Source organism: uncultured Campylobacter sp. (genome assembly GCF_938018035.1).
Lineage (GTDB): Bacteria > Campylobacterota > Campylobacteria > Campylobacterales > Campylobacteraceae > Campylobacter_B.
Map to the genome: position 1 here is coordinate 1 of NZ_CALIJF010000031.1, position 8409 is coordinate 8409.

Annotated in this window: 7 protein-coding genes and 1 pseudogene; 3 read left to right on the forward strand and 5 right to left on the reverse strand. The window is 42.6% G+C overall.

Annotated features, from left to right (window positions below):
- The 3 genes and pseudogenes from Q0257_RS00945 to Q0257_RS00955 all read left to right on the forward strand — a co-directional run.
- A pseudogene (locus Q0257_RS00945) lies at positions 1-338 on the forward strand (RNA degradosome polyphosphate kinase); the annotation flags it as partial.
- Between the two features lie 134 nt (positions 339-472).
- Positions 473-1501 carry an SEL1-like repeat protein gene (locus tag Q0257_RS00950; protein ID WP_298020406.1) on the forward strand — a complete coding sequence of 343 codons (1029 nt, stop codon included), beginning with the start codon at positions 473-475 and terminating at the stop codon, positions 1499-1501.
- A 462-nt stretch (positions 1502-1963) separates the two neighbouring features.
- Positions 1964-4954 (forward strand): TonB-dependent hemoglobin/transferrin/lactoferrin family receptor, encoded by a 2991-nt coding sequence (locus Q0257_RS00955; RefSeq protein WP_298020409.1) that lies wholly within the window; start codon positions 1964-1966, stop codon positions 4952-4954.
- Positions 4955-5060: 106 nt separating this feature from the next.
- Here the strand turns inward: Q0257_RS00955 and Q0257_RS00960 are convergent, their stop codons facing one another.
- The 5 genes from Q0257_RS00960 to aspS form a co-directional block, all read right to left on the reverse strand.
- Positions 5061-5300, reverse strand: a complete 240-nt coding sequence (locus Q0257_RS00960; protein ID WP_298020411.1) for a hypothetical protein — start codon at positions 5298-5300, stop codon at positions 5061-5063.
- A 230-nt stretch (positions 5301-5530) separates the two neighbouring features.
- Positions 5531-6049 (reverse strand): inorganic diphosphatase, encoded by a 519-nt coding sequence (ppa, locus tag Q0257_RS00965; RefSeq protein WP_298020414.1) that lies wholly within the window; start codon positions 6047-6049, stop codon positions 5531-5533.
- 9 nt (positions 6050-6058) lie between these two features.
- Positions 6059-6415 (reverse strand): NirD/YgiW/YdeI family stress tolerance protein, encoded by a 357-nt coding sequence (locus Q0257_RS00970; RefSeq protein ID WP_298020417.1) that lies wholly within the window; start codon positions 6413-6415, stop codon positions 6059-6061.
- A 271-nt stretch (positions 6416-6686) separates the two neighbouring features.
- Positions 6687-7268 (reverse strand): adenylate kinase, encoded by a 582-nt coding sequence (locus tag Q0257_RS00975; protein ID WP_297882540.1) that lies wholly within the window; start codon positions 7266-7268, stop codon positions 6687-6689.
- Positions 7265-8409 (reverse strand): aspartate--tRNA ligase (aspS, locus tag Q0257_RS00980; RefSeq protein WP_298020420.1); only part of this gene is annotated, 1145 nt, incomplete at its 5' end. The genes aspS and Q0257_RS00975, both read right to left, overlap by 4 nt.

Here is an 8409-nt window from a genome sequence, read left to right on the forward strand (position 1 = left end):
GAATTTTTTACTTCGCGCACGCCCAGCCCAGCCTATACATCGCGAGTGCAGATTGGATGCCGCGAAATTTGGAGCGCAGACTGGAGTTGATGAGCCCGATCTACAACGAAAATCTGCAAAACAAGCTCAAAGAAATTTTAAAACTTCAGCTAAGCGACAACGAGCTTGCGTTCGAGCTGCAAAGCAGCGGCGAGTACCGAAAGATCGCGCCGAAAAAGGGCGAAGAGAAAATCGACGATCAGGAATTTTTAGAAATTTATTTCAATAAAATTTATAAAAATATCCGCAAACACGACGAAAGCGGCACGGCGCTAACCAAGCTTTTGAAGGAGAGCTAGACGTCTAGAAATTTTGCGTCGTTTGGGCTAGCTATGCGCTAAGCCCACGCGCAGACCGAGATCATAAAATATTAAATGCAGAATTTTGCGCCGTGAATGCGCAAGTAGATTTACAGAAATTTCAAAGGGATTAAATGAAAAGATATCTTTATCTAGCCGTTATAGCTATGTTTTGCATGGGCGGAGTCTTTGAAGACGCGGATAAGCTCTATGAGGACGGCGATTATTCTAAAGCGATAAAAATATGGCAGCGCAGCTGCGACGGCGGAGATACGCGAAGCTGCTATAGGCTCGGGGGTTTATATAAATTCGGCATCAACACCACGCAGAGCTATCAAAAGGCAGCGGAGGTTTATAAAAAAGCTTGCGACGGCGGGGATATGACCGGCTGCTATGAGCTTGCAGGACTATACTTCGAAGGCTATGGCGTTAGACAAGATTATCAAAAGGCGGCGAGCCTGCATCAAAAGGCTTGCGACGGCGGCAATATGCTTTCGTGCAATTTGCTTGCAATTTTATACGAATCCGGTATCGGCGCCCCAAGAGATAAGCACAAAGCTATGGTTTTGCGTCAAATGATTTGCGATAACGGTGATGCAGATATGTGCAATAACCTTGCATATTTATATAAAAACGGCGACAAGGTCAGACAGGACTTACAAAAGGCGGAGATTCTATATAAAAAAGCGGCTGTTTTGTACCAAAAGAAAGCTCAAATAAATCAAAAAAAATGCGATGAGGGCGACGACTTATATGAGTGCCAGCGCTTAGCGGATCTATATATAGACGGCAGGGGCGTAGAGAAGGATTTCAAAAAGGCTGCGGATTTATACCAGAAGGCTTGTGACGGCGGCAGGGCGGCGGCGTGCTTGATTCTGGGAGACTTATACAAAGAAGGCAATTACCAAAAAGCGGTAAGCCTATATCAAAGCGGGCTAAATTTGCTTAAAAATACTTGCGAGAGCGGGGATGCGGACTCGTGTAGTTATCTCGGGGATTTATACAAAAATGGATGGCATATTAAGCAAGATAGATCCTTAGCAAAAGAATTTTACGGGAAAGCATGCGATTTAGCAGAGCAGATCGGCTGCGACGAATACAAGCAATTAAACGAAGCAGAACCCATCGATGATAAGCACGGCATCGCACCGAGTGCGCCTTAATCCGTGAAGCTTGCATGCTTTTGCGCAAGCAAGGCTACGCAATCAGCGAGCTATCAAATTTTTTAGAATTTTAAAATTCTAAATTTTATAAATTATCTTAGGCGCAGCTTCGTAGAAATACTAGTCTGCCACGATGCCAGCTATATACTACGCGTAGATAAAATTCCACTCACTTATGATAAAATTTTAAAATTTCTGAAGTTAAATTTTCAAATTTACTCGCTGTCTCATCGCATGCATTTAATAAAAATACTTTCAAATTTAAAGTAAAAATTTGTAATTTTAAAAAATGTAAATTTAAGAGATAAAGGCGTAAACCTGGGAATTCTTTAAATTTAATTAAGTTCTATAACTATAAATGATAAATAAAATTCTTTTTAATTTAAATTTAAAGAATTTTTCACTAATATACTGCTTTTTTTTAATAACGCCTATGAGAAATAGTATTATAAAAGGATCAAAATGAGCTTATTTAGGTTTTTTATTGCAGCGGGGGGAGCGCTTTGTTTATGCGCGGCCACTTTAGCTGCACAGGATGATAGCGAAGGTGGCTCCCAAAATTTGGGGCAGATCAATGTTACGGGAAATGTAGAAAGCGACCCGCTTACCAAAAAAGTCGGCGAAACGAAAAAGAGCGCCAAGCAACTCGCCAAAGAGCAAGTTAGCGATAGTAGAGATATGGTTCGTCACGAAACCGGCGTTTCAGTTGTCGAAAGCGGAAGATTCGGTGCTAGTGGCTACTCGATCCGCGGAGTAGATGAAAACCGCGTAGATATAAGCATAGATGGACTTCGCCAAGCAGAAACATTAAGCTCGCAAGGTTTTAAAGATCTATTTGAAGGATATGGAAACTTTAATAACACTAGAAACGGCGTTGAGGTTGAAAACGTAAGACAGGTAGATATCACTAAAGGTGCAGATTCGGTAAAAAGAGGCTCGGGCGCGCTAGGTGGCTCAGTAGCGTTTGAGACAAAGGATGCGAGAGATTATCTAACGGAGAAGGATTGGTATTACGGATTTAAGCGCGGGTATCAAAGTGCGGATAGACAAAACTGGCAAAGCCACGCAGCTGCAGTTCGGTTTAAGTGGTTTGATCTTTTGGCTATTCACACCGATAGAGAAGGACATGAACTAAAAAACTGGGGATATAAAAAATATGATCCTACTGTTATAAGAAAAGTTAGAGAAAAACCCGATCCTTATAGAATTTACAAAAAAAGCACATTGGTAAAATTTGGCTTTCAGCCTACCGATACCGATAGATTTAGCTTAGGATACGATAAGTCTAATATAAAATCAGAGGGAATAGACTGGTCGAATCAATTTGCTCTTTATAATACGCAAACTCCTTGGGGTGCTCTAACTAATGACATACGACATACCAACGATAGAAGCGAAAGAAAAAACTATTCGTTCACTTACGAAAATTTCGACGAAACGCCTTTGTGGGATAGCTTAAAATTTAGCTATAACAAGCAACATATTAAGTTAAAAGCGAGAACGGATGAGTATTGCGAGGGTGATAACTGCGCGGGAAATTCAAATCCGTCCGGTCTTCATATAAATGAAGACGGAAAAATGGTAGATAAATATGGAGGGGAAGTAAAGACATGGCTAAAGTGGGGATTTATGCCTACGTTAGTAGATAGTCAGTTTGATTTTTCAGATCCGGATAATCCAAAAAACGAATCCCATATATTAGATATGGATGCATATAGCAGTTATAAACCTAATGATGATGCCTATATCAATTGTGATGAATATGATTGCTCTAAAGGTATGACTCTTTTTGATACAAATAGCGGTACATATAAAACATATTCAATAAATAAAGTAACTACGCCTTATAGCAAAGGTAATTACGGTAAATTATCGCCCGTCGGTTCGGATCAAGTACTTTTACCTAGTGAAAATGGATACGTAGAAAATAACTGGAAGGATAGAGATTTAAACACCAATACTAAGCAGTTTAATCTTGATCTTACAAAAGACTTTCATATAAAAAGTACAGAACACTCTTTAAGTTATGGAGGGCTTTATAGTAAAAGCGATAAAAGTATGGTAAATAGGGCGGGTTACTCTCCTCAAAATAAACAATGGTGGGCTAAATATTTTACTGGAGTTAGAAATACTAATCCTAAGTTTCCCATATTAGGCACTTGGTATCCAGATAAATGCCAATCATATACCAATGCCTCTGCCTATAATAACGCTTGCGGTCACGAAGATGATCCTTTTAGCTTCCTTATTCCGGTTGAAACCAAAACCGGAGCGCTTTATGTGGGAGATGACTTTCGTATAAACGATGTTTTAGCCTTTGATCTTAATTATAGGTATGATAAGGTTAAACACAATCCATCATATACCCCAGGCGTTACGCCAAAAATTCCAACTGATCTATTTATCGGAATGTTTGTTCCTTATACTCCACTTCCCGGTACGCCGTCTAGTGATGAGATAAAGGCGCATAAGAATGCAAATGCAAAAGCCAACGCCGTATATTTAGCTTCTCAGAAGAGAAAATATTCGGCAAATTCATATTCTTTATCTACAAGCATCGATCCACTTGATTTTTTCAGGCTTCAGCTTAAATACGCAAACGGATTTAGGGCGCCTACTTCGGATGAAATTTACTTCACTTTCCAGCACCGTGATTTTTCGATATATCCGAATTTGGATTTGAAAAAAGAAACGGCAAAGACTAAAGAGATTGCCTTTACGCTTCATAATTCTCCAAGCTTCGTTACATTGAATTTATTCCAAACGGATTATAGGAATTTTATAGATTTACAATATAAGGGGGAATTCCAGCTTCCTTACGGAAACGGCGGAAGTACAATGCCTACTTCTGTGTATCAAAACGTAAATCGTCCGAAAGCGAGGGTTAGAGGAATAGAGATCGAATCGAAGCTATTTTTGGATCAAATTTGGCAGCCTCTACAGGGCTTTCATATAGGATATAAGCTAAGTATTCAAAAAGGCAGAATGGATATAGGTCACGGCAAAACCGATACTCCGATGAATGCGATCCAGCCTAGAACGGCGGTTTATAGCGTAAGCTACCAAAGCCCAGGCGATAAATTCGGCGCAGATCTATTTGTAACTGCGGTAGCTGCAAAAAAAGGAGACGACACCTATAATATGTATTGGTATGAGCAAGCGCGAAGCGGCAAAATCGTAAACGGCAAACCTGTAAGCAATAGCGAAGTGGAATGGAGAAGCGGCGGATATACCACGATAGACTTCGTAACATATGTAAAGCCGATCAAATATCTAACTCTTCGTGCAGGCGTATATAATATAACCGATCGCAAATATATCACTTGGGAAAGCGCCAGATCAATAAGGCCTTTTGGAACTAGCAATCTGATAGATCAAGAAACAGGGCTTGGCATCAACCGCTTTTACTCGCCGGGTAGGAACTATAAACTGACATGGGAGTTTCAGTTTTAAAATTTAATCAGGTGTTTGATGTCTTATAAAACGAAAGCCTTTGGAATCAAAATTTATAGATTTATTACTAAATTTAAAAAGGATGACGATAGTAAATCATTTGGTATCATTTAGATTTCCGAATTTTATGTAGCGTGTAAATTTCAAATTTTACGTGGCGCAGCAACTCAAACAAAGGCTTCTTTCTGTGATGACATTGGCTTTGTAATTTTGCAATGATGTTTGCGATCTCTTTCAAAATCAAGATAGCGAATTTTGAAATTTTAACCGCGGTCTCTATGAAGCCTTTTGGCTCGCGGAATTTCTCTACTGTTAGCTTGTAGAGCTCCGATCCTCGTCGCACCATTTCACGCAATGTAGTTTTAAAAATCTTTATTTAAATAACCCAAGACTGCTTAGCTTAACCGCCGAAAAACAAGCGAAAAAACCAAGCGCAGACTTCAGGTAAAATTTGCGCGGAATTTAAAATATTTTAAAATTTGTAAATTTGTGAAATTAAAATTTAAAGATAAATTTTGACCGAACGGATCGGTCAAAATTTGATTAAATTTTAGCGCTAAGCGCGCAAAAAGGGGATTATTTATAAGCCTTAATCGCTTTGTCTAGGATTTTCTCCGCCTCAGCGGCGCTTGCAAAATCCTTTACTTTGACCCATTTATTCGGCTCTAAAAGCTTGTAGGTTTCGAAGAAATTTTTGATCTTATCCAGCGTAGCTTTAGGCAGATCGGTGACCCCTTTGATGCCGTCATATCGCGGATCGATCTTGCTAACCGGCACGGCAAGCAGCTTCTCGTCCATGCCGCTTTCGTCCTCCATCATCAAAACGCCGATTAGACGGCACGGGATCACGCTGCCTGCGGCAAGCGGGTATTCGTTTAGCACCAAAACATCCGCAGGATCGCCGTCGTCGGCCAAAGTATTGGGCACGAAGCCGTAGTTTGCGGGGTAAAACATCGCGCCGTATAGTACGCGATCTACGCAGAGCGCGCCGCTTGCTTTGTCGATCTCGTATTTGATATTCGAGCCGTAAGGGATCTCGATTACCGCGTTGATTTTATCGGGGTTTGAGCCCACTTTTATCTTTGAAAGATCCATAGTTTTCCTTTATTTAGAATTTAAAATTTTGATATTTTTCACGTCTATCGTCGTTTTAGTAAAATCTTTGTCGATCTCGCCGCTAATTCGCACGAGCGTATTTTCATCCACGCTCACGCCGCGCCAAACGTCATCATCGATCTCAACCTCGATGCTATCGCCGTTTTGATCCACAAATCTATAATGCTCGTGTTTGAGTTGAGATTTTATCTTGCCGTCGATTACGACAGAAGAATCATCTCTTAATTTAAGCGCTTCTTTGACGCTTAACGGCTGAGTTTGCGCCGCGGAGCCGCTTGGGACGAACCCACCCGCACCGAATGCGGCCGCGCACAAAACCATACTAAGTAAAAATTTTCTAACCATATCTATCCTTAAAATTTTAATCTCTGCGTCCGCAAGCAGATCTGAAATTTCATCAATTTAAGAGCTGCTTGCATTTGACGATCGCATTTAAATTTACACAGCGAGCCGCTTAAATTTACGCTTAAATTTTAATTATCTCGCGCAACGGCAAGCTATAAATTTAAAAGCGCGCTCGCTTCGGAGGCGCATTAAATTTAAGCACGATCTGCGCCGCTTGCGGTATGAAAAAGAAGCCAAAGGCACTTAAAATTCAAGCCGCCATCCAAGCGCGCTAGCCTAATTTTTCGATCTGCGCGGCGATTATAGCGTTTATGTCCGCTACGATCTCCTCGACCGTGCGCTCGCCGTTTACGCTGTAAAATACGCCTGCGTCGCCGTAAAATTTACGGATATCCTCGATCGGCTCTGAAAATACCGCCATGCGGTTTTTAAAGACCTCCTCGTTATCGTCTGCTCCGCGAGCGCGTCCTAAAACACGCTCCTTGGCGACCTCCTCGCTGACGCACACCTCGATGACTGCGCTAAGATTTACATCATCGTCGCCTCGCAGTACCTCGTCTAGTTTGCTCATCTGCTCGACGCTTCTTGGATAGCCGTCGATGATGATGAAGTCTTTAGGCGAGCTTTTAATCGCGCTAACGATAGCATTTACGACGATATCAAGCGGCACGAGATTGCCTTTAGAAATGAAGCCATCTATCTGCCTGCCCAGAGCGCTGCCGCTTGCTACCTCGGCGCGTAGCAGATCGCCCGTGGAGTAGTGCTCGATGCTTTGATTCATCTGAGCGATCATGCTCGCATCGGTCGTTTTGCCGCTACCAGGAGCGCCAATGATTAGAAAAAGGCTTTTCATTTTTGCTCCTTCTTATGAAGCCTAAGACCTAGCTCGCGAAGCTGCTCGTCTGTAACGACGCTAGGGGCTTTGGTAAGCGGACACTGCGCGCGCTGCGTTTTAGGAAACGCGATAACCTCGCGAATACTGCTTGAGCCGGTAACGAGCATCATCAGCCTGTCAAAGCCGATCGCGATACCTCCGTGCGGAGGCGCGCCGAAGCTTAGCGCATCGAGCAGGAAGCCGAATTTCTCTCTCTGCTCTGCAGGCTCGATCTTAAGCAGCCTAAAGACCTTTTCTTGAATGTCCGCCTTATGGATCCTGATGCTGCCGCCGCCAAGCTCGATGCCGTTTAGCACGACGTCGTAGGCAATCGAGGTAATATCCTCTAAATCAGGCTCGTCGGGATTGTTCGGCATAGTGAAAGGATGGTGCATCGCGGAGTAGCTGCCGTCGTCGTTTTGCTCAAACATAGGGAAATTTACGACCCACAAAAACTCAAGCTTGTTCGGATCTATGAGACCAAGCTCGTTTGCGAGGAAAATTCTAAATCTGCCCATATAATCAAGCACGATTTTCTTTTTGCCCGCGCCGAAAAATACGACGTCGCCGACTTTAAGCTCGCAGCGCTTGATGAGCTCGTCCAGCTCGCTTTTTTCAAAGAATTTTACCAGCGGTCCCTTTAGCCCGTCCTCTTTTACTTGAATAAATGCGAGGCCCTGCGCGCCGAATTTTTTCACGTATTCCTCAAAACCTTGCATCTGGCGCTTGCTAAATTTCAGATCGCCGTCCTCGACTTTAAGAGCTTTTACACGGTTAGCCTTGCGGTCTTTGGCTAAATTTGAAAAAATTTCGTTGCTCGATTTTTCAAAAATATCGGCTACGTCGATGAAAGGCATATCGTAGCGCAGATCGGGTTTATCGCTGCCGTAAAGCTCCATCGCGTCCTTATACTCCATATGTCTAAAAGGAGTGACGATCTCGCGGCCGCAGGATTTGAAAATATCCTTTAAAACCTCCTCGGCTACGCTCATTACGTCGTATTGGGTATTGAAGCTCATCTCGATATCGATCTGCGTAAATTCCGGCTGGCGATCGGCGCGCAGGTCTTCGTCGCGGAAGCAGCGCGCGATCTGGAAGTATTTATCAAAGCCCGAGCACA

What these genes read in the sequence shown, in the direction of transcription:
- Q0257_RS00950 (WP_298020406.1), top strand. Translation starts at nt 473, where the DNA reads ATGAAAAGATATCTTTATCTAGCCGTTATAGCTATGTTTTGCATGGGC.
- Q0257_RS00955 (WP_298020409.1), top strand. Translation starts at nt 1,964, where the DNA reads ATGAGCTTATTTAGGTTTTTTATTGCAGCGGGGGGAGCGCTTTGTTTA.
- Q0257_RS00960 (WP_298020411.1), bottom strand. Translation starts at nt 5,300, where the DNA reads ATGGTGCGACGAGGATCGGAGCTCTACAAGCTAACAGTAGAGAAATTC.
- ppa (WP_298020414.1), bottom strand. Translation starts at nt 6,049, where the DNA reads ATGGATCTTTCAAAGATAAAAGTGGGCTCAAACCCCGATAAAATCAAC.
- Q0257_RS00970 (WP_298020417.1), bottom strand. Translation starts at nt 6,415, where the DNA reads ATGGTTAGAAAATTTTTACTTAGTATGGTTTTGTGCGCGGCCGCATTC.
- Q0257_RS00975 (WP_297882540.1), bottom strand. Translation starts at nt 7,268, where the DNA reads ATGAAAAGCCTTTTTCTAATCATTGGCGCTCCTGGTAGCGGCAAAACG.